The organism is Chitinophaga filiformis, assembly GCF_021646545.1.
GTDB lineage: Bacteria > Bacteroidota > Bacteroidia > Chitinophagales > Chitinophagaceae > Chitinophaga > Chitinophaga filiformis_A.
In genome coordinates, this window is sequence record NZ_JAKIRP010000020.1 from 1 (window position 1) to 20,336 (window position 20,336).

Genomic DNA, 20,336 nt, shown 5'->3' on the forward strand with positions numbered 1-20,336 from the left:
CACAAGTCAGGACCGGAGGTGTGGCGATGGTCAGGTTTGGTTTATTGATATCCTGAGCTACAGTTACACTGTCCTTAGTAGAACAACCATTAGCTGTAGTTGCTGTTACAAAGTACTTACCAGGTGCGGTAACGCTGATCGGATTCTGACCTGCTGTGCTACCTGTCCATGTGAAGGTGGTATTAGCCGTAGTAGATGATGCCGTTAAGTTGACGCTAGTCCTATCACAAGTCAGCACCTGTGGTGTAGCAATCGTCAGGTTTGGTTTATTGATATCCTGAGCTACAGTTACACTATCTATAGTTGAACAACCATTGGCAGTTGTTGCGGTCACATAGTACTTACCAGGTGCAGTCACACTGATCGGGTTCTGACCTGCTGTTCTACCTGTCCATGTGAAGGTGGTATTAGCCGTAGTAGATGATGCCGTCAGGCTCACACTGGTTCTATCACAAGTCAATACCTGTGGTGTAGCGATGGTCAGGTTTGGTTTATTGATATCCTGAGCTACAATTACACTATCGATAGTAGAACAACCAATAGCTGTTGTTGCCGTCACATAGTATTTACCCGGTGCAGTCACACTGATCGGGTTCTGACCGGCTGTTCTACCAGCCCATGTGAACGTAGTATTAGCAGTAGTTGAAGATGCAGTTAAGTTTACACTTGTTACATTACAAGTCAATACCTGCGGCGTGGCAATTGTCAGGTTCGGTTTAGCAATGTTCTGAGTCACCGTTACGCTGTCCTTAGTAGTACAACCATTTACAGCAGTAGCGATTACATAATACTTACCAGGTGCATTTACACTCACTGAGCTCTGGCCGGTAGCAAAACCAGACCATGTTATTGTTGCATTAGCTGTCGAAGAAGAAGCCGTTAAATTTACTGAGGTATTCGCACAAGTCAGCACCGCTGGCTGCGTTACCGTCAGATTTGGCTTATCTATACTTTGCTGTACCGTAACAGAAGCCGTACTTGTACAACCATTTACAGGATTTCTCACAGTCAATATATACGTTCCCGCTACACTTACTCCCGGGCGCTGCAATGCAGATGAGAAATTACCTGGGCCAGACCAACTATAATTCACACCTGGTGTAGCGGAATTACCAGTCAATACAACTACAGGAGACGCACAGGTCAGCGGACCGCTCACCTCAGCAGTTGCTCCCGGCGCGAAAATGTCCTGAATAACAGTCACGGTATCCCTTGCAGTACACCCTGTTGAGGCATTCGTAACAGTCAGTATATAATTACCGCCCATCGTTACCGCAGGTGTCTGCAAATTAGAAGTAAACCCTGAAGGACCACTCCAGCTATAAGTTACACCATTTGTATTTGAACTACCCATCAGCGTCACGGAAGGAACAGCACATGTGACCGTGTCACTTACTGATGCATTGGCAGTGAGCGTACCGGTCGGAGTACCAGTCACCTTCACATTATCTACATAGTAGAATTCATCGGTACCTGTAACCCTGGTCCTGATCACCAGCTGAAGACTGTTACCACTCAAACCAGCTACTGATATATAAGTATAGGTACTTGAATGGCCATTAATATCCGATTTCCGCTCTGCATACAACACCTCTGCCCCGCCATTCAATTTATAATAGAAACGAAGATAATCTGCGTACGTACCTGACTCATTCATCACAGCATCGCCTGTTACCGAACTTCTCGCATTAGCAGAGATACCAACGCCTGTCTTTCCACTAATGTCAATCACGCCCGACGTCCATACACTTTCACTATTTGTACCCTGGCCACTGATTCTGAACTCATTGTTAGATACGGCAAAAGTGCTGCCGGAAGGATTCTGTACAGACCATGCCGTACTGCCATTATCTACAGTCGTTCCATTGTTCAGGGTAAAGTCCTCCAACCACAGCGTAGCAACGGTAGATCCCAGGCTGGTTACAGTAGCAGTCGCCGTATTCTTACAACCATTCGCAGGATCCGTCACTGTCAATATATAGTTACCTGCAACACTCACCACAGGATGCTGCAATGCAGACGTAAACCCATTCGGACCAGTCCAGCCGTAAGTCACACCCGCCGTTTCAGAACTTGCAGACAAGGTAACGCTGGAAGCTGCACAACTCAGCGGACCACTTACACCTGCAGATGCTGTCGGTACCGCAGTATTCGCAATAACGGTGACAGTATCCTTCGCGGTACAACCCAAAGCATTAGTCACAGTCAATATATAATTACCCGCAGTGGTCACTGCAGGATTCTGCGCTGCTGATGTAAAGTTACCCGGACCACTCCAGCTGTAACTAACCCCGCTTGCATTTGACGCGCCGGACAGGTTCACGGAAGTGGCAGCACAGGTAAGTGTATCAGACACCGCTGCTGTTGCAGTTATAGCAGAAGTTGATCTGTCAGCACCCGTCAGTTTCACATTGTCGAAATAGTATCGTTCAGTATTACTTGAGTTCCTTGCCCTGATGATCACCTGGATGCTACCACCGTTCAATGTGCCGGAAGCGATGCTGATCCTGGCGGTACCACTGGTACTCGAACCAATGCCCGCCGCGTCATCAAATACCAGCACTTCATCACCGCCATTCAATTTGTAATATACCCTGATGTAGTCATCATCTTCAAATAGATCATTGCTTCCCGGCGTTTCACTCCGCAGGTCCGCCGTTATCACCACATCACTCTTACCGGAAATATCAATTACATCTGAACGCCATGTCGCTTCCGCAGCTGCGTTATAAGAAACTTTAAATTCACTGTTCTGTACCGAGATAGTACCTGCACCGCTGCTTTCCAGCGTCCAGGCTGTGCTACCATTATCTACAGTAGTACCATTCGCCAGAGTAAAGTCCTCCAGCCAGAAAGCAGCAGGACCGGAAGAGGTACCTCCGGATACCACCACAGATGCTGTAGCCGTACATCCATTCACAGGATTTGTAACTGTCAATGTATAGGTACCGGTAACGCTCACCACAGGACGCTGTAAGGCAGACGTAAACCCGTTAGGGCCCGTCCATCTATAGGTTACACCGGCAGTTTCAGAACTTCCGGATAAGGTAACGCTGGACACGCCACAACTCAACGGACCACTTACACCCGCTGATGCGATCGGAGCCGTAATATTTGCAATAACGGTGACGGTAGCCGTCGCCGTACAACCCGTGGAAGGGTTCGTAACAGTTAGCGTATAGTTACCGGCAGTTGTTACCGCAGGATTTTGTACTGTTGAAGTAAAGTTACCCGGACCACTCCAGCTGTAACTAACCCCGCTTGCATTTGAAGCGCCGGACAAGGTTACTGAAGTCTTCGTACAGGTAAGCGTATCCGATACAGACGCCGTTGCAGTCAGGTCAGAATCGGGATCGGCCTTATCAGCGCCTGTTAGCTTCACATTATCGAAGTAGTATCGCTCAGTATTACTCGAATTCCTTGCCCTGATGATCACCTGGAGCGTAGTACCGTTCAATACAGGAGAAGCGATGCTGATCCTCGCAGTACCACTGGTACTGGATCCAATACCGGCCGCATCACTAAATACCAGCACCTCAGCGCCTCCATTCAATCTATAATATACCCTGATATAGTCATCTTCTTCAAACAGATCACTTCCCGGTGTTTCACTGCGCAGATCTGCAGTGATCACTACATCACTCTTACCGGAAATATCAATTACATCTGAGCTCCATTTCGCTTCCGCTGCTGCGTTATAAGAAACTTTAAACTCATTATTCTGTACGGAAATAGTACCAGCACCTGAACTTTCCAGCGTCCAGGCAGTGCTGCCATTATCAACAGTAGTACCATTCTCCAAAGCAAAATCCTCCAGCCAGAAAGCAGCAGGAGCAGAAGATGTACCTGCCGATACCACCACAGATGCTGATGCAGTACATCCGTTCACAGGATTTTTTACGGTAACAGTATAAGTACCCGTTGCACTGACAGTCGGATTCTTCGAAGCACTGGTAAAGTTGTTAGGACCAGTCCAGCTATATGTCACATTAGGCACCGAAGAATTCGCATTCAGCGTCATGCTTGACATACAGGCCAATGCGCCTCCCGTTGCTGTAACATCCGGCGCCGCCTTATCTTCTGTTACCATCACAGGCACCGACACTGAACATCCTGAAGACAATGTAGCAGAAACGATATATTCCCCTCCAAAACCTACAACAGGATTCTGTACGGTCGACGTAAATCCGTTAGGCCCTGTCCAGGAATAAGAAGAAACAGTAGCACCTGGTGTTACAGTGATCTGTGCATTATTCGCACAGGTAACAGGACCACTCACTGCCGTCGTCAATGTTATAGCAGGGTCTACTGCTTTTACTTTTACATGATCGAAATAATAAAATTCATCAGAACCGGATGCCCTTGACTTCACAATAATCTGAAGACTTGAACCGCTTAAACCGGCTACACTTACAGTGGAATTGGAACTGCTGTGATTATTGATAGCTGCTTTCTTCTCGGCAAACAATACCTCTGTGCCACCATTCAACTTATAGTAGAACCTGATGTAGTCCATGTACGTGCCCGTCTCATTCATAGCAGCACCACTACTGACAGCACTCCTGGTATTAATAGATATACTTACATCCGTTTTACCGGTGATATTGATCGATTCCGATGTCCACACACCCTCACCACTGGTGCCGGTGCCACTGACTTTAAACTCATTGCCGGTTACGGAAAAGGTACTGCCTGAAGTCGTTTTAACCGACCATGCAGTAGTGCCATTATCAACATTTGTACCGTTGGACAATGTAAAATCTTCCACCCACGTATTTACAGCAGCCGCTGTACCCGACTTCACTTCCACCGACTTTGAGTTCACACACCCATTGGCCGGATTCTTTACCGTCACGGTATAAATACCCGCCGTACTGACCGTAGGATTCTGCGTCGTACTGGTATAACCACCCGGCCCCGTCCAGCTGTATTGCGCATTGCTCACCGAAGAGCTGGCATTCAACGTAACGTTGTTACCACAGGCTAATGTACCGCCCGTTGCAGAAAGATCCGGTACAGCTTTATTCTCAGTCACTGTCACAGTAGCAGAACCGGAACCAGATGAATTGGTTCCTGTAACGGTGTAAACACCCGCAGTGTTTACTGAAGGATTTTGCGATGTAGAGGTAAAATTATTAGGTCCGGTCCAACTGTAAGTGACATTTGTTGCACTGGAAGCTGCTGATAACGTAATAGATGAATTGGCACATGTCAATACGCCGCCGTTGCCAGCACTTACTGAAACCGGAATAGTACCGGCGCAGGCGCCCTTCTCTTTAAACACGCGGTACTCTTCAATATAATACTTGGATGTTTGAGAACCTCCGTTATTATAGTTGTAGATCTTTACCACCAGCTGTACAGTACTGCCATTTAACAAAGGAGATATAAAATCAATCGTACCGAAATTGCCAGTACGCTGATCAAGTAAAATCTCAGCCCCGCCATTTATTTTGTAATAGATCTTCACATACTCGGAACTGTTCATATCACCTTCAGATGAGACCTTCACAGCTACCTGCCAATCAGTATAGCCTGTGGTAGAAAACACCTTGGAATACCAGATCCCCTCTCCTCCCAGTTCCTGCGCATGTAATCGTTTTGATTTTACCGCAAAATAACCCGTGCCGGAAACCTTTGATGCATCGAGGTACCAGCCCGTAGCAGAATTGTCGGCTGTCGTTCCATCTGACACCGGAAATCTGGCAGTCACAATCGGACATTCGGGAGTCGCCCATACGGGACCGCCGATAAGTAATGATAAAAGAAGGCCTAGCCGCATGAGATGCGCGCGCGCCATAATAGGTAGAGTTTTCACTATAGGCTCTGTTTGTTTTAATTCAAGGGTATAGAATATTTAATAGAATACAGGTTTTCTGCTACTATTCAGTTCACATGCTACAATTCCGTTCAAAATGTTACGTTGATTCATTCAGCGGCTGCTGTTATGCTCAATGTCACTGTTCCGTTCGATGTCACTATGCTAAATGGTTATGTTCTCCGGGACGCTACCGTTCTCTATAGAAACTATGTCTCTTAGCATCAAATGTCACTGTACTTAATAGTGCCGTTTTCTGAACACTATTGTTCTCTCTTAGAAACTGTGTCTTTTAGTTTCAATGCTACTGTACTAATGGTGTTGTTATCTAAACGCTACTGTTCTCTCTTAGAAATTGTGTCTTTTAATGTCGAATCCGGATGTAATATTAAATAATAATACTATAACAAGTATACTTAAATGTCACAATAACATTTATTTTTTATTTGTCTAAAACGTGGATTTATCAAGGTTTTTCGAGTGTATTGCTGCATTAATGAATTGATAGGCAATATAAGCGACGACACTAAATCTGTAAGTATGCAGTATTTTTTGCTTCACAAAAAAAGTCGCCTGTAGAGAAAAAAATACGGAATTCCGTAACGCACATATACCTCATAAATGAGAAAGCCATCTCAAAAATGAGATGGCTTTGATTCAACTTCACGGTTTGTCATATATTTATATGATACCTCACTCTATGAAACACTACGATTTAGACCAGGTAGGTTTCCACGTTTATATTTCCATGAACGGCTTTAGAATATGGACATGTCTGATGTGCTGCTTCAACAAGTGCAGTTGCCACTTCAGTAGTCAGTCCCGGTAGATGCACATTAAGACGGGCCTGCAGAAAATATGCAACACCTACCAAACCGAGATCCACCTCTGCATCAACATAAAAGTCCGTAGGCAAAGTAACTTTCGCTTTTGCTGCAGCTATTCCAATCGCTCCCATGAAACAGGCTGACCATCCTGCGGCAAATAGTTGCTCCGGATTAGTTCCCGGATCTGTACTTACCGGAGAAGACAAGCGAATATCCAAACGGCCATCTGAACTGCTTGCCCTGCCTTCTCTTCCGCCAGTCGTGTGAGTCTTACCTGTGTATATTACTTTCTCAATCCTGGGAGTGCTGATTACTCCATTGTTGTTGTTTTCCATGATCTGTTTTTTATGTTTGTTTTTCTTATGACTGTTTACTGTTATAACTATATTGATTGATCTGTTTCCTGAAATTCACCGGTTACATTATTTAACCGCATCAGTTGATGCCTGAAATCCCGTTCTGGTAGCTGCGGTAATACGGCCATCTCCATTCTGCTGCACAAAACCTATCAACTCCCAGCCGTTTTCATTAAAGCCTTCCGGCAGCTTCATTTCAACTTCTTTACTGCTGTTGGCGTCAACATATGCCAGCTGCCGTACTATCTGTACATGGGACAACTTTCTGCCTGTATTCTCACCAGCCTTAACATCACTGTGTGCTTCTTTCTGTACGAGGGCGAGCACCAGGGCTGCATCTTTGTGCTGACCGGATACATCATGTTCTATATATATTTTGCCTTGTCCAAGCTTTGCCCGAAGGCTTACACTGTCTTTAGATGCGGCGTCCAAACCATTAGCGATCGCTTTTACAATAGCACCTGCATTTGAACCAACAAACTCACCTTCGCCGTTGATCACCACCTGCGGCGTATAAATAGTCGAGAGGCCCAACCATCCGGCATATTGTTGCTGTCGTTCTGAGTATCTGCGATCACTGAAGCGATCTCTCCAACCCTGGTGATCCCAGTAGTCGACGTGGAAGGCCAGGATATATATGTCTTTATTCTCATTGTCCTGCTGAATGCGTTCCATCAGCGCATCGGCCGGCGGACAGCTGGAGCATCCTTCCGAAGTGAACAGCTCAACAACGGCAAAACCTTTGCTATTCTTCGCTTTCTGTACATCTTTCATTATTCTTTCATTTGATATGCCCATAAATGCGGCCATTGCTACAAGCAGGCCTATTAAAGCTGTGCTGATGATTACTATGTTGACTGGTCTCATGTGTTTGAATTGATCGTTTGAATAATTGTTAATCACAGTACAAATGGACGATTAATCCGGAACAACACATAGTGCTATGGCGCCTGTCGGACAAATAAGGTGGTGAACCGGACAACCGGCGTCGCCAATATTCGGGGGGACCAGATATTATCCAAATTGATAAACCCTTCTCAAAATGAGAGGGTTTTCAGGGTGCGTTTCTTCCAGCCTGATGCTGCTCAGCAATTATAGTCCCTTATCGGTGGCGGTTTTTCAGCCAAACTGCCATTTCATGCCAGAACCGGGCATGCCATTCGCCTTTACTACCCCGTAAATTGATTTTTATGAACCAATATGAAGCCGCCGCCCAGATAGCGGATGAAATACCGGAAATACAAAAGGAAATAGTATGCGCGCCTGTTTTTGGCAGCGCATACCTCTCTGTAAAGGTATTGGCTAACTATACCGCCAGAATGTTGCAACAGCATCAGCTGCGCCAGGTACAACGTTGTATGGTACTTGCAGAAAAGATCTACAACAGGGGTAACCAGCTGATGAAAACAGCCATCGAAAATGTTTTCATCTTTTCATTCTCCAGTTTCAGGATGTCCTGCAGTCGCCAGGAATGGCTGGAAATACAGCGGGTAATGCCGGCTGTGCTCTTTTCCCTCTACATCCAGCAGGTACTGAAGCCCGGCGTATAATCTATCACTCAAAAAAAACTGACATATGCTGATCGCACTTTATCTGCTCATTATGCTCATTTGCTTTTATCTCTTTTATAAATCAATAGATTTCTTCGAAAACATATAATTGAATTTATGATGACAATACTGTTGACAATATCCATCCTCGTATTCATTTACCTGGTGTATGTTCTCCTGAAACCTGAAAAATTCTGATCTCAAACCGATTAATAATGAACAGCGAAATAACAGGTGTTATCCTCACCTTTATCATAACACTGGTGATAGCCTTCCCGCTGGGTAAATACATTTCAAAAGTATTCCAGGGGGAACGTACCATCACCGACTTCCTCAATCCTGTGGAACGTTTTATCTACCGCATCTGCGGGATAGATCCTCATAAAGAGATGAACTGGAAGCAGCACATGGCAGCCTTGTTATCTATTAACCTTGTGTGGCTGGTTTATGCCTTTTTTGTCCTGCTATTCCAATCTCATCTGCCGCTCAATCCGGACGGCAATCCGGATATGACGCCCGACCTGGCCTTCAATACAGCCATCAGCTTCCTGGTGAACTGTAACCTGCAGCACTATTCAGGTGAATCCGGGCTTACCTATTTTTCACAGCTCTTTGTCATTACCTTCCTGCAGTTCGTATCTGCCGCTACCGGCGTTGCCGCAGTAGCAGTACTGTTCAGGGCCTTTGCCGAAAAGACAACGGAAAGACTGGGCAATTTCTTTGTATTCTTCACAAGAACGATCACCCGTATACTGCTTCCGCTGAGCGTCGTCATGGCTATCATACTGGTGTTCAACGGCACTCCTGCCAGCTTTGACGGAAAGGATAGTATTGTTACCATGCAGGGCGATTCCGTACAGGTGTCCAGAGGTCCTGCTGCCGGTATGATCGCTATTAAACACCTTGGTACTAATGGCGGTGGATGGTTCGGCGCTAACTCTGCTCACCCGCTGGAAAATCCGAACTACTTTACCAACACGGTGGAGATCGTTGCCCAGGTGATACTCCCGATGGCGCTGATCTTCGCCTTCGGTTTCTTTATCCGCCGGAGGAAACTCGGCTATGTCATCTTTGGTGTGATGACCGCGGGTATGCTGACGTTTATGATACCTAACCTTATCTCCGAAATAAGCGGCAACCCGCTACTGGGTCATCTGGGCCTGAAAGACATCACTGCCATGGAAGGTAAAGAAGTACGCATAGGCGTACCGGCTTCGGCCTACTGGCAGGTGATGACCACCATCATCTCTACAGGTTCTGTGAACTCTATGCATGATAGTTCCATGCCTATGTCGGGCACTATGCAGCTATTAGGTATGATGACAAACTGTTTCTATGGAGGTAAAGGCGTAGGTTTACTCAACTACTTTATCTTCCTCATCATCGCGGTATTCATTTCCGGACTGATGGTAGGACGTACGCCTGAATTCATGGGCCGTAAAGTTGAAGCACGTGAGATGAAGATCGCAGCTATCATTGCGCTCTTCCACCCCTTCCTGATACTGGTCGGTACTGCGTTGTCAGCGTACTTTGCTGCACATCATCCGCAGATAGCATGGTCCGTACAACCATCCGCATGGTTCAACAATCCGTCCAATCATGGATTCTCGGAAATGCTCTATGAGTTTACATCTTCTTCTGCCAACAACGGCTCCGGCTTTGAAGGTTTAGCAGACAACAATATCTTCTGGAACATCAGTACGGGTGTTATCATGATACTCGGCCGCTTTATTCCAATCATCGGTCCGGTTGCCATTGCAGGTATCCTGGCTAAGAAGAAATATATCCCTGAATCGGCAGGCACGCTGCAGACCGATACCGCTACATTCGGTATCATGACCTACGCTGTGATCATGATCATTGCAGCACTGGCTTTCTTCCCTGCACTGACCCTGGGACCTATAGCAGAATATTTCCAATCCTACTGATAAAGCCATTTGTTACTATCCTAAGTCTAAATCGTCATCTGGTTACTATCCTATGACCACCTTGTTCGCAAAATCTGAATTATATGTCTGAACGCAATCATAATAAACTTTTTGAACCGGCACTGGTGAGCGGCGCCTTAAAGCAGGCCTTTGTCAAACTCTCACCAAAGATCCTGTTCCGTAACCCGGTGATGTTCACCGTGGAGATCGGAACAGCTATCATGCTGGTTGTTACACTGTATACCGCTATTACCGGAGATGCCTCACAGGGCTCCTTCGGATACAACCTCGCCGTGTTTATCATCCTGCTGCTGACCCTTCTCTTTGCCAACTTCGCGGAGGCGATTGCTGAAGCAAGAGGTAAGGCGCAGGCCGAAAGCCTTCGTAAAACAAGGGAAGAAACGCCTGCCAAGAAGGTGTTTGCAGTGGGTGAAGTATATACCAACGAGATTAAGATCGTACCTTCTTCACAGTTACGTAAAGGCGATTTCTTTATCTGCGAAGCCGGTGATATGATACCGATGGACGGTGAAATCGTGCAGGGGCTGGCTACCATCGACGAATCGGCTATCACCGGCGAATCTGCGCCGGTGATCCGTGAATCCGGCGGTGACAAATCATCCGTAACAGGCGGTACGAAAGTATTGAGCGACAGGATCAGGGTACGTGTAACGACCGATCCGGGTGAAAGCTTCCTGGATAAAATGATAGCGCTCGTCGAAGGCGCCAGTCGCCAGAAAACACCTAACGAAATTGCCCTTACCATATTGCTGGCAAGCTTTACACTGGTCTTCACCATCGTTTGCGTAACCTTAAAGCCTTTTGGTGACTATGCCAACACACCTATCACCATCGCGGCTTTTGTGTCCCTGTTTGTATGCCTTATACCTACCACTATTGGCGGGCTGCTCAGTGCGATCGGTATCGCAGGCATGGACCGTGCACTGAGAGCCAACGTCATCACGAAAAGCGGTAAAGCGGTTGAAACTGCCGGCGACCTTGATACGCTGTTGCTCGACAAAACAGGTACCATCACTATCGGTAACCGTAAGGCCACACACTTCTGGCCTGCCATTGGCATCGGCAAGAAGGAGTTCTTCGAAGCCTGCGCACTGGCCTCTATGGCAGATGAAACGCCTGAAGGCAAATCTATTGTGGAACTGGCCGCAGAGAAAGGCATAAAGGTTACGCCGCCCAGCGCGGAAGAAGCCACCTTTATTGAGTTCACCGCAGAAACACGTAGCAGCGGACTCAATCTCAACGGGCTCCGTATCCGTAAAGGCGCTTATGATGCTATCCGTAATATCGTACAGAAAGCTGGTCATCCATTCCCTGCGGAAACAGAAGAAAAGGTAAAAGAGATCTCTTCGAATGGTGGTACGCCATTGGTGGTAAGCCGTAACGAAACAGTGATCGGGGTGATCGAGCTACAGGATATCATCAAACCCGGTATACGTGAACGTTTCGAACGCCTGCGCAGAATGGGTGTGAAGACAGTAATGGTGACCGGCGACAACCCGCTTACAGCAAAATATATCGCTGAAAAGGCTGGTGTGGACGACTTCATTGCTGAAGCCAAACCTGAAGATAAAATGATCTATATCCGTAAGGAACAGGAAGGCGGTAAACTGGTAGCCATGATGGGAGACGGGACCAACGATGCACCAGCACTGGCACAGGCCGACGTAGGTGTAGCAATGAACAGCGGTACTCAGGCGGCTAAAGAAGCGGGCAATATGGTGGACCTCGACAACGACCCCACTAAACTGATTGAGATCGTGGAAATCGGTAAACAGTTACTGATGACACGTGGTACTCTCACTACTTTTTCCATCGCCAACGACGTGGCAAAATACTTTGCCATTGTTCCGGCATTATTTGTAACCGCTATTCCGGCTTTACAGGGGCTCAATATTATGCACCTGGCGTCTCCGGAGAGCGCTATCCTTTCGGCCGTAATCTTCAATGCACTGATCATCCCAGCATTGATACCACTGGCACTGAGAGGTGTTGCCTACAAACCGATCGGCGCCAGCGCGTTGTTGCGCAGGAACCTGCTCATCTATGGTTTTGGCGGCGTTATTATCCCTTTCATAGGAATCAAGATCATTGATCTGTTCCTGACCTTATTCATGTAATTACCAATAAAAAAACAACAATGAGAAAGTATATATGGCCTTCTGTAAAACTGACCCTTTTTATGGTACTCGTTCTGGCGGTGCTTTATCCCTCTCTGATAGCTGCAATATCCAAAGCAGCCCCGGGACAAGGGAAAGGTAAAACAGTTGCTGTAAACGGTAAAGTAGTGGGGTATGAAAACATAGGTCAACGTTTTACAGAAGATAAATATTTCAACGGCCGCCCATCTGCCGTGAACTATAATGCTGCCGGATCCGGAGGTTCCAACAAGGCAGCGTCCAATCCTGACTACAAGAAAACTGTGCAGGAACGCATCGATACCTTCCTGGTACACAATCCCGGTGTAAAAAAAGAAGATATCCCTGCGGAACTGGTTACGGCTTCCGGTAGTGGCCTGGATCCGGACATCTCTCCTGCTGCCGCCCTGATACAGGTAAAACGTATCGCGGCAGTACGTCATCTTTCCGAAACGAAGCTGATGGCACTGGTGTCTGATCATACCGAACGTCCGCTGCTGGGTATCGCCGGACCTTCCAAAGTGAATGTGCTTAAACTGAATATAGCCCTGGATATATTAAAATAAAACTATCCGAAATGGACAACGACAGAGTGATTGTCAGAAAGGCGGTGCTTTCAGATTGTAAATACGCTGCAACAATCACAGCAGAAATGGAAGCATCCGCCAAAGCAAAAGGTACCGGTATCAGCAAACGTTCTGTTACCGCTATCATGAAAAAGATAAGGGAAGGAAAGGCAGTGATAGCGCTGACCGTAAATAAGATCTGGGTAGGGTTCTCTTACATTGAATCCTGGAGTAACGGAGAGTTTGTTTCTAACTCAGGAATGATCGTTAATCCAGGTTTCCGCGGACTAGGAGTCGCCTCCCGCATCAAGAAAAGGATCTTTCAGCTGTCGCGGGAAAAATACCCCACAGCAAAACTGTTCAGTATTACAAGCGGACTGGCTATTATGCGTATGAACAGCAAATTAGGGTTTTTACCAGTCACCTTTAATGAAATAACCAGGGACCCGGAATTCTGGAAGGGATGCAGGAGTTGTGTTAACTTTAATATCCTGCAGAAGAAAGGGTGCCGGAACTGTCTTTGTACGGCAATGCTTTATACGCCTCCTGCCTTACAAAAAGCCGAAGAAAGGGAAGCACAGCTTCTAGCCGGTGTGTACTGATCTTCCGTAACCGGATTCATCTCACTTCCTCCGTACTAAGCTACGGGCGCTTCTTCAGAGAAGCCCTGCCTGAGTTTAGACGGAGCGTGAGTTTTTGAATATTAAGCCTATGACTGAAAAAGAAAATAATGCGCAACATTTCCTCGACCTGATCCGCCAGTCGAGACGGGGAAAGTTCAAGATATACATCGGTATGAGCGCCGGTGTAGGTAAGACTTACCGCATGCTCCAGGAGGCCAGAACCCTGCTGCGCAACGGCGTGGATATCAGGATTGCCTACATAGAAACCCATAACCGGGCTGAAACACATGCCCTGCTGGACGGCTTACCTGTTATTCCCCGCAGGGAACTGTTCTACAAAGGGAAAGCCCTGGAAGAACTGGACATGCAGGCAGTTTTGAATCTTCATCCGGAAGTGGTGGTCATTGACGAACTGGCGCACACCAACATAGAAGGCAGCAAGAACGAAAAACGCTGGCAGGATGTAATGGAGATACTGGAAGCGGGCATTAACGTTATCAGCGCGGTCAATATCCAGCATATAGAAGGCTTACAGGACGAGGTGAAGGGCATTACCGGTGTGGATGTTGCAGAACGCATCCCCGACCTGGTACTGCAACAGGCCGATGAAGTAGTAAATATTGACCTCACGGCGGATGAGCTGATCACACGTCTGAAGGAAGGCAAGATCTATACTGCTGACAAGATAGCCGTGGCTATGAAAAACTTCTTTCAGCCGGAACGGATACTCCAGTTAAGAGAGCTGGCGCTGAAAGAAGTAGCTACCCAGGTAGAACGTAAAATAGATTCATCGCTGCCACGAAGTGCCCAGGCAAGAAATGAGCGCTTCCTGGCATGCATTAGCAGCAACCATCTCATAGCAAAGAAAGTGATCCGTAAAACGGCCCGGCTATCGGCTTATTATCAGTCGAAATGGTATGTGCTGTATGTACAGACGCCGAGGGAAGATGGCGACAGGATCGGACTGGCGGCCCAGCGACATCTGATCAATAACTTTAAACTGGTGATGGAACTGGGTGGAGAAGTGATAAAGGTAAAAAGTACTAATATTGCTAAAAGTATCATGCAGACGGCCGAAGAGAAAAAGATCACCACGATCTGCATCGGAAAGCCACATCTTAACGTAATGGGCATGCTGATGAATACAGCCGTGTTCTCACAGCTGCTGGGCAAGTTGTCAGAATCGGACATTGACATTATAATTCTTTCGTGACATGCGTCTAAAGACGAAACTAAGTATAGGCATTGGATTTTTATTTGTAGCCATTCTCATTTCCGGTATCCTGGGGATCTTCTCCATATACCAGCTTAAGAATGACGCTCGTCTTATCCTGGAAGATAACTACGAAACACTGGTGTACAGTAATAATATGCTGACTTTGATGGACCGTGAGCCCTTTGATGCCAGCGTATTCCCTGAGTTTGAAACCAATCTTGCAAAACAGGAAGCCAATATCACGGAACCCGGAGAAGGCCGCGCCACTGCGGCCGTCAGGAATACCTTCGAACTGTTAAAAAGTGATCCTTCCAACGATTCCCTGCAGACCATTATCCGCCGGGAGATCTATAAGATCAATACTGCCAATCAGGAGGCCATCCAACGGAAGAACACAGTAGCCGAAAAGAATGCCAGGCGTTTCAGCAACTATACCATGTTCATCTTCGGCTTTCTGGCTCTCATCGCCTTTACACTGGCAGTTAACTTTCCGGGTATTATCAGTGAGCCCGTCAACGCGCTTTCAGAAGGTATCAAGGCCATCGTGAATAAGGACTACTCCAAACGCATCCGCATCTCACAACATGATGAATTCGGGGAATTGGCACAAGCCTTTAACAGCATGGCGGAAAAGCTCGACGAGTATGAACATAGTAACCTCGCAAAGATCAAATTTGAAAAGAGCCGTATCGACACCATCATCAACCAGATGAATGATGGCATTATCGGACTGGATGAGAACAGAAATCTGCTCTTCCTCAACAAGGTAGCCGAAAAGCTGCTTGGCCTGCAGGAAGCTGAGATCAGGGGTAAATATGCCCCCGATATTGCGCTTAACAATGATCTGATGCGCAGTCTCCTGAAACAGGACAGTCGCGATAAGGAACTCAAAATATACGCAGACGGAAAGGAAAGTTATTTTCACCTGGATATCCTCAACGTGACAAATGCTGATAAACTCGTCGGACAGGTGATCGTACTGCGTAATATTACTCCTTTCCATGAGCTTAATGAGGCTAAGACCAACTTCATCGCTACTATCTCTCATGAGTTGAAAACGCCCATTGCGTCCATCAAGATGAGCGCCCAGCTACTGACAGATGCCCGCATAGGTGATGTCAACAGGGAGCAGGAAGAACTGGTAAAAAGTATCACTGACGATGCCGACCGTCTGCTTAAGATCACCAGTGAGCTGCTCAATATGAGCCAGGTGGAGACAGGACATATTCAGCTGAAGATTGAGCCCGTTTCTCCGGACATCATCATCGATAATGCCACCAATACCGTCAGCGCGCTGGCGCAGCAAAAGAACATTGCCATCCGGATCAATAACAATACGAACGGGCATAAAATAATGACCGATCCGGAGAAAACTGCCTGGGTATTGACCAACTTCCTGACCAATGCGGTCAAATACTCTCCCGAAGATGCTGAGATAGAGCTCACTACTTCGCTTAAAGACAACAACATCGAGTTCTCCGTCTGCGATCATGGCAGAGGCATCGAAGAAAAGTATCTCTCCCGCATTTTTGACCGCTATTTTAAAGTGCCCGGTACGCCGGAAAAAGTGGGTACAGGACTGGGATTGTCTATATCCCGGGAGTTCATAGAAGCTCAGGGCGGAAAGATCTGGGTGGATAGTAAACTCGGGGAAGGTAGTACGTTTGGTTTCAGCCTGCCAGTGTATCAGGCATGATCATCCGGGGTCTGACAGCACATTATCCAGGCCATAAAAACCAGCAGGTATAAAGTATTATATTTGCCGCTGATGAATGAAATAACAGACGAAGATCAATACATTCAACTGCTCAAAAATGCTTTTCGGGCAATTGATCCCGACATTACAGAAGAATCATTTGACTACCTGACTGATATTCTCTCCTTTGAGCATTATCCAAAGGACGCCATCATTGTAAGCCAGGGACAAATAGCACGCAATATCCATCTGTTATGTAAAGGTGTGATAAAAGCCTATTTCATCAGCGAGACCGGCGTTTCCTATAACAAGAACCTTTTTACAGAAGGAGATCTGGTTGGTTCTGCTGTTTCCCTCTTACGTAAAACTCCTTCAGAATTTACATTGCAGACCCTGGAAGACTGTATATTGATCACCTTTGATTATGCAGCATACAGAAAACTGATCTATCAACATGATAATTTAAAGAACTTCTACATCGGCTATCTTGAAAAACAATGGATCATAGACAAAGAGCAGAGAGAAATATCCATCGTTACTGAAACAGCATCCACACGATATCTAAAACTGCTGGCAAAATCGCCAGATATCGACAAACGAGTGCCCTTGCGGGAAATAGCAGCTCATCTCGGTATCACTCCCACTCAATTAAGCAGGATCCGGAAGGAACTGAAATAAAATCCCCTCAATCAACATATGTAAAGGCGTATTTAATCTGGATTCTTCACCTTTGTGTGACCTGAGTATTATTATTATACTTAGATTGTTATTTCAAAGCGTGCTATGAATCTGAAAGAAAAAAACATTGAGAACATCCTTTCCTTATGGACGACGGTAAATACGCCTTTTAATACGAACTATAACAAGCAGAATTATAGCTACTGCTATCTTCCCTTTTCTGACTGGCCTAACAGGTTATGGTCATGGAATTACACGCCGGAAGTACTGGACGACGCTATCAACGAAATGCGTAATGGCAAAGAAAGCCTGAAGATCTCGTGCTGGGAGGATAATCACAATCTGTTTCTGTCCAGGGGATTGGAGCAGCGATTCGAACAAACGGCTATGTCTCTCCAGCTGAAGGAAAGACCTGTATATGAGAAAAGGCTTCGGTTGCTACGCGTAGCAAACCAGGAGCAGGCTAAACAATGGGTAGACACCTTTGCTGTTCCATTTGGTTACCGGATACACGAGGATGTAGTATCCCATTCCTGCGAAAAAGTGCCGTTCTACCTGGTCTTTCTTGAAAACACCCTCATCGGAACGGCTCTGTTGCATATTGAGGATGGCATAGCGGGTATCCATTCCGTTGGCATCATACCTGAAGTACGCAGACAGGGATACGCAGAAGAGATTATGAAAATGCTGATCGATATAGCGATGGACAGTAATGCTTCCCATTGTGTGTTGCAGGCCTCCGCTATGGGAAAGGGTATTTATGCTAGAATGGGATTTAGGGAGGATTTCCTGTTCACACATTATGTATTACCGTCCAATAAGTAAAAGCATGGAACTCATCAAACATCGGCAATTGGTTATCGGCATACTGATGATCCGGCTTCGGTGAGGAAGAAATTCAGCAAGCCGAAGGAGGAATTGTTTGTGCAGATATGAAGCAACGGAGGGCGCAATCTGAACAAACAATTCCCCTTACAACTTATTCCCGCTTTAAACTCTTCACCGGATCAACCATAGCTGCCCGGATCACCTCATAACTCACCGTCAGCAACGTGATACTAACCGCCAGTAATCCGGAGAAGACAAACACCAGCCAGTTAATCGTGATCTTATATTCAAAATGTTCCAGCCAGGTATTCATGGCCCACCAGCCAATAGGAATGGCTATCGCAATGGCGGCTATTACCAGCTTCATGAAATCAAATGTCAGCAATCCTGTAATATTGAGAACTGAGGCGCCCAACGCTTTACGCACACCGATTTCTTTCACACGGCGTTCAGCTACATATGCCGACAATCCAAGCAATCCCAGGCAGGAAATGGAAATCGCCAATGCTGCGGATAATCCGGCCAGCGACTGCGTGCGTTGTTCTGCGTCAAACATCTTAGCGTATTGCTGATCTGTAAACTGGTAGTTGAACGGATAATTGGGATACTCCACCCTATCTTGTGCAGGTAATCCCATGGCAGCAGATACTCAAAGTCAAAACGGGTATTTGACGGCAGCTGCTCTAATACCGCTGTTACCTGGAAGTAATCAACCGAATCGATCTTAATCACTTTATTCAGGGCATTCTCATTTCCAAACAGTTTCTTTGCCAACCCTTCTGTAATAACGATGGAATTGATATTATGTAACGGCTCTTTGTTTGTTGTAGCGGCAAGGGGGAAACTAAACATCTGCAGGAAGGCAGGATCTACAAATCCGCCGTTGACACCTGTAAAACGTTTATCACCGGCAGTCAGCAGGAAACTGCTGATGTCCGCAAAACGGGTCGTACGCTCTACTTCACCAAAATCTTTCTTTAAAGCCGGCGCCAAAGGTTGTTCCGTCTGATTGATAGCTATCTGTTTCCCATCAGAAGATGCCAGGCCATATACTTCGTACAGCCGGTCTTTATTCTCATGAAACTTGTCAAAGCTGATCTCATTCCGGAGCCACAGAAATACCAGACCAGCTGCCGCCATACCTACGGCCAGGCCGGAAATATTGATGAAAGAAAAACGTTTGGTGGACAGCAGACTGCGCCAGGCGATCTTTAGGTGGTTCTTTATCATGGGATGATCCGTTTTGGATTGCGTTCGGGTTGTGGGGCGCAAGGGGTATGCCAAGGGGAGATCGATATAAGTAGCAAATGGTTAGTTATTAAATATTGTTAGATATGTTCAGTATTACCGGGTAGGTGTTCGGTTTTGGTACAGGCTATCACAATCCCTTAATAAAAACATTCAACGTTCGGGTGTTCTTTGCATTTATCTCTGCTGCCCCGATGTATTCAGCGCTTTCACTCTCCAAAATATTAATTATCAATACCAATACAATTATCTTTTACATATTATCTGTACTTTTATACCATTCTAATTTTTCTAACCTATGGCATCTGGCAATATTACAATTAAGAAATCAAAGACCTTATACATCGTCCTCTCAATTCTATTTACTGGACTCGTCGCCAGTTTTTTTGTCGGATCATATGAAGAAACAAAAATTCAGCTACACGAAAATCCGATTGCTGCCGGCCTCTTTATCCTGTTTTTTGTGTGCGTCGCAGCTTTTTGTTTATATAGTGTGTTTGATAATAAGGCCGTGATAATATTTTCTCCCGATGGTATAACACATAAGAAAAAGATAATTCCCTGGGAAAATATTAAGGGATATAAAATAGTGGAAAGTCCCAATGATAATATGACGACTTTATCGCTGGTCCTGACGCTGAAAACCCATCCCCGCGAATACACAATAGAGCTGCTAGGCTTGAATACAAGTGAAGCGCATATCCGGAATTGTATCAAAACATTTTCAGATCAGTCTATAATTGATGAAGATCTTTCTCCTAAAAACTAGTATTCAATAAATATAATTTAGCCCCCTGATGTTTTAACACAAACACCAGGGGGCTAAAAAATTACTACCTGCTGATC

Annotated in this window: 16 protein-coding genes; 11 read left to right on the plus strand and 5 right to left on the minus strand. The window is 46.1% G+C overall.

All coding sequences use genetic code 11. The features are described 5' to 3' along the window. From L3C95_RS31335 to L3C95_RS31345, 3 genes are all read right to left on the minus strand, one after another. Window positions 1-5,800, minus strand: a 5,800-nt coding sequence (locus L3C95_RS31335; protein ID WP_236394513.1) for a beta strand repeat-containing protein, incomplete at its 3' end; no start/stop codon positions are given. A 733-nt stretch (window positions 5,801-6,533) separates the two neighbouring features. Further along, window positions 6,534-6,980, minus strand: coding sequence for an Ohr family peroxiredoxin (locus L3C95_RS31340; RefSeq protein ID WP_236394514.1), 447 nt, complete (start codon window positions 6,978-6,980; stop codon window positions 6,534-6,536). 87 nt (window positions 6,981-7,067) lie between these two features. Beyond that, window positions 7,068-7,868: a DUF1223 domain-containing protein gene (locus L3C95_RS31345; protein WP_236394516.1), complete on the minus strand. Its 801-nt coding sequence runs from the start codon at window positions 7,866-7,868 to the stop codon at window positions 7,068-7,070. Window positions 7,869-8,191: 323 nt separating this feature from the next. On the opposite strand from L3C95_RS31345, the gene L3C95_RS31350 reads away from it, so the two are divergent. The 10 genes from L3C95_RS31350 to L3C95_RS31390 all read left to right on the plus strand — a co-directional run bounded on the left by L3C95_RS31350 (window position 8,192) and on the right by L3C95_RS31390 (window position 18,239). After that, window positions 8,192-8,551, plus strand: coding sequence for a hypothetical protein (locus tag L3C95_RS31350; RefSeq protein WP_236394518.1), 360 nt, complete (start codon window positions 8,192-8,194; stop codon window positions 8,549-8,551). 120 nt (window positions 8,552-8,671) lie between these two features. Further along, window positions 8,672-8,749, plus strand: a complete 78-nt coding sequence (kdpF, locus tag L3C95_RS35310; protein ID WP_410683809.1) for a K(+)-transporting ATPase subunit F — start codon at window positions 8,672-8,674, stop codon at window positions 8,747-8,749. 17 nt (window positions 8,750-8,766) lie between these two features. Continuing rightward, entirely contained in the window at window positions 8,767-10,479 is a 1,713-nt protein-coding gene (gene kdpA / locus L3C95_RS31355; RefSeq protein WP_236394520.1) for a potassium-transporting ATPase subunit KdpA, read from the plus strand. A gap of 83 nt (window positions 10,480-10,562) precedes the next feature. Further along, a complete protein-coding gene (kdpB, locus tag L3C95_RS31360) occupies window positions 10,563-12,617 on the plus strand; it encodes a potassium-transporting ATPase subunit KdpB (protein WP_236394522.1) in 2,055 nt (684 codons plus the stop codon). A gap of 20 nt (window positions 12,618-12,637) precedes the next feature. After that, the gene (locus L3C95_RS31365; protein WP_236394524.1) at window positions 12,638-13,201 is read left to right on the plus strand and encodes a K(+)-transporting ATPase subunit C; all 564 of its coding nucleotides are present in this window, start codon (window positions 12,638-12,640) and stop codon (window positions 13,199-13,201) included. Between the two features lie 11 nt (window positions 13,202-13,212). Beyond that, window positions 13,213-13,803 (plus strand): N-acetyltransferase, encoded by a 591-nt coding sequence (locus tag L3C95_RS31370; RefSeq protein ID WP_236394526.1) that lies wholly within the window; start codon window positions 13,213-13,215, stop codon window positions 13,801-13,803. 109 nt (window positions 13,804-13,912) lie between these two features. Further along, a complete protein-coding gene (locus L3C95_RS31375; protein ID WP_236394527.1) occupies window positions 13,913-15,037 on the plus strand; it encodes a sensor protein KdpD in 1,125 nt (374 codons plus the stop codon). Between the two features lies 1 nt (window position 15,038). Then, window positions 15,039-16,736, plus strand: a complete 1,698-nt coding sequence (locus tag L3C95_RS31380; protein WP_236394529.1) for an ATP-binding protein — start codon at window positions 15,039-15,041, stop codon at window positions 16,734-16,736. Window positions 16,737-16,808: 72 nt separating this feature from the next. Next, entirely contained in the window at window positions 16,809-17,414 is a 606-nt protein-coding gene (locus L3C95_RS31385) for a Crp/Fnr family transcriptional regulator (RefSeq protein ID WP_236394531.1), read from the plus strand. Between the two features lie 105 nt (window positions 17,415-17,519). Further along, window positions 17,520-18,239, plus strand: a complete 720-nt coding sequence (locus tag L3C95_RS31390; protein ID WP_236394533.1) for a GNAT family N-acetyltransferase — start codon at window positions 17,520-17,522, stop codon at window positions 18,237-18,239. A 154-nt stretch (window positions 18,240-18,393) separates the two neighbouring features. Here L3C95_RS31390 and L3C95_RS31395 read toward each other — a convergent pair whose 3' ends face one another. Continuing rightward, complete coding sequence (locus L3C95_RS31395; RefSeq protein ID WP_236394535.1) at window positions 18,394-18,747, minus strand: ABC transporter permease; 354 nt, start codon at window positions 18,745-18,747, stop codon at window positions 18,394-18,396. Then, window positions 18,696-19,472, minus strand: coding sequence for an ABC transporter permease (locus L3C95_RS31400; protein WP_236394537.1), 777 nt, complete (start codon window positions 19,470-19,472; stop codon window positions 18,696-18,698). Before L3C95_RS31400 ends, L3C95_RS31395 begins: the two co-directional genes overlap by 52 nt. 316 nt (window positions 19,473-19,788) lie before the next feature. On the opposite strand from L3C95_RS31400, the gene L3C95_RS31405 reads away from it, so the two are divergent. After that, the gene (locus tag L3C95_RS31405) at window positions 19,789-20,259 is read left to right on the plus strand and encodes a hypothetical protein (protein ID WP_236394539.1); all 471 of its coding nucleotides are present in this window, start codon (window positions 19,789-19,791) and stop codon (window positions 20,257-20,259) included. Window positions 20,260-20,336 lie beyond the last annotated feature (77 nt).